This window comes from Balneolales bacterium ANBcel1 (assembly GCA_029688905.1).
Taxonomy (GTDB): domain Bacteria; phylum Bacteroidota; class Rhodothermia; order Balneolales; family Natronogracilivirgulaceae; genus SLLW01.
In genome coordinates this window covers 1-2,633 of the sequence record JARULB010000018.1, presented here as the reverse complement: position 1 = coordinate 2,633, position 2,633 = coordinate 1, and the positions used below count along the sequence as shown (strand labels likewise).

Here is a 2,633-nt window from a genome sequence, read left to right as displayed (position 1 = left end):
GGGTGGCCACCCGGCGGCCCATCACATCGTAGACAACCAGCGAAACTTGACGACCTTCCAGTAAGTCATAGCGAATCACCGTAACCGGATTAAACGGGTTGGGGTAATTCTGATACAACGCCACCTTCTGTGGCCGGTCAGAATCAGGCATTGCAAAAGTGGGCTCTTTACCTTCTCCGACGAGCGGTACGATCAGCGTATCGCTGCGGTTCGGGGCATCGTGCACGATGTGCATTTCGGCCTCATAGCTTTGCGCGCTTTCCGGTTGGAAGGCAATCGCCACGTCCTGCCTACTGCCGGCTTCCAATGAAAAAGTGGAAAGCTCATCGTCAATGGCAAACAGGCCGGAATCCGATCCGGCGAGATACACCTCACCACTCAACAGGGTATTTCCGGTATTCCGGATGGCCACTTCCCCGGTGCCGGAACGGTCCGTGCTAACCTGGCCAAAATCATGCTTCGCGGTATCGACTCGGATGATCGACACCTGAGGCTGGTCCACGGCATTATCGGGGTCCTGCCATTTCAAGACCGGGTAGCCCTCGGTCAATTGCCAGATATTATCGAAATCAAGTTTGTACATGTGGATAAAGGCATCCGGACCGGTCATCTGATCGGTGGTCAGGCCTTTAGATTCATCGACTATCGGGCCCCACAAGGCCTCATCTAATCCCTCTTTGAAAGAGGATTTTCCGCTTGTATCAATATCCCAGTATCCGCCGTAAACTGATCCCGCTGTACGGCCATACAAGCCGCCGGTATCCTCATTGCCCGTTACCAGGCCGGTGGCAAATGACTGGCGAATCACAGCCGGCTGACCGGTCACACTCGAAGCATTATACCCCGTTAACCCACCTACATAGCTCTCACCTGTGACCTCTCCGGATGCGTACGATGACTCAATCATGTAACCGTTAAACGCCGATAGCCCACCAACATAGCGGTTGCCGTTTACATTCCCTGTGGCAAAAGATTCCGATATCATCCAGTATTGAGATCCACCCACAAGCCCTCCGACGAATTCATCACCCGACACGTCGACATGGGCATAAGATGAATCAACCTCGCACCATCCTTCACCGATCAGGCCACCGACACCGTGTTCTCCGGCTACGCTTCCGGACGCTCCGGAACCCGTCAGGATCGCCCCCTCCGTGTTTCCTGCAATTGCACCCACATAATTTTTCCCGTGGATACTTGCCTGTTCGAGGTGCACATTTTGAATGACTGCTGTATCGCCTCCTGTCACGCCAAACAAACCGACATTGTCTTCCTCCTCCCGATGGATAGTCAGGTTGGTGATAACATATCCCTGTCCATCATAGACTCCGGTGAAGGGGTCATCCTGGCGTGATCCAATCGGCTCGAATCCTTCGCCATCGTTCCAGTCCGCAGTCTCCGACGCGTCAATATCGGCCGTCTGGATGAAATGCTTATCCAGATTCTCCTGCTCACCGATGGCCTGAAGCTGCTCCAATGTGGCCACCTGATACGGATTTGCTTCGCTGCCGTCGCCGTCGGTGAACTGTGCATAGGATGAGATGTAAGTCATCAATAAAAATGACAACAGAGAAATGTAGCTTCTTCTATTCAGCAAGTCGCAAGGTTTATATACGTTATTCATAAATACTCCTCATTATTAAATTTTCTCAGATATCTAAGCTGTACTTTTTAAGTTTGGATCATATAACCTTTAAATCTCCAATATGACCCCTTTGGGCAGTTGATCCACCAAAAGCCGGTGAATTCGATTCAGATCGTACAAACCCGTATTTTACAGATCGGCATCATACCTTTTACAGGTTCCAAATATTTGTTTTTTAGTGACTGTGCGACATTCAATTAACTAAAGCTGGCCGCGGATCGTCTCACGAAGATCGCGCTGATAATTCTCCACCTGCCATACTTCCAAGTTCAACCCAGCAAGCAACAATTCGGCCAGTGTGCGGGCATCGACGACTTAGTTCTTTACTTTGGCATAGCATATGGCTTTGAGCTTTTTCAAATGAGTCAAGAGCATGTTGGTACTTTGCCTGTGGCATGGCACCAGTCGCTGATCCAGTACAAGTTGGCTGTGGCTTCTACAACGGCCTGGACCGGCTTCCCAATTTCGTCAAAGAAACGCTCCAGAGCCATTTCATGGCAGGTAATCTTTTGCGAAGGGAGCAATTCGCCATTGTCTTTTATTGCGGCAATGGTCATATTTTTGGCATGCATATCAATTCCAACGTAGATCATAGGACGTCCTCCGTTTATTTTGTGATTAAAAATGGTATTTCAATCTAAAGGAGGACGTCCTTTTACAAAACCCTTTTTTAAAAGATCACAATCAACACTTACCCTTGTATACAAGAGCGTTACATCTTTAATTTGTTACAGCGGTCCAGCATCCAATATTTCAAAAGTGAATTAAAAGCCTGGCGTGTAGTATCTTACAACTAAAAGGGTCATGCAAGAAAGGATTTATGCATGAGTATTCAAGATTAAGAAATGTTTAAATAATAAGATCTTGATTAATACGACAGGAATAACAGGCACTATTTCCAGTCAGGAAATAGTGCCTGAATGCTCAGGAGTTTAAAAAGACTATTTAACCAGCGTCATTTGTCTTGTTTCGGTGAAATCACCGGCTT

The 2,633-nt window shown here is 48.0% G+C and carries 2 protein-coding genes; both read right to left on the bottom strand.

Features of this window, described 5'->3' with window-relative positions:
• On the bottom strand, positions 1–1,552 hold a 1,552-nt coding region (locus QA596_12815; GenBank protein MDG5768333.1), incomplete at its 3' end, for a hypothetical protein.
• Positions 1,553–2,010: 458 nt separating this feature from the next.
• Positions 2,011–2,238, bottom strand: coding sequence for a hypothetical protein (locus QA596_12810; GenBank protein MDG5768332.1), 228 nt, complete (start codon positions 2,236–2,238; stop codon positions 2,011–2,013).
• Positions 2,239–2,633 lie beyond the last annotated feature (395 nt).

What these genes read in the sequence shown, in the direction of transcription:
- QA596_12810 (MDG5768332.1), bottom strand. Translation starts at nt 2,238, where the DNA reads ATGATCTACGTTGGAATTGATATGCATGCCAAAAATATGACCATTGCC.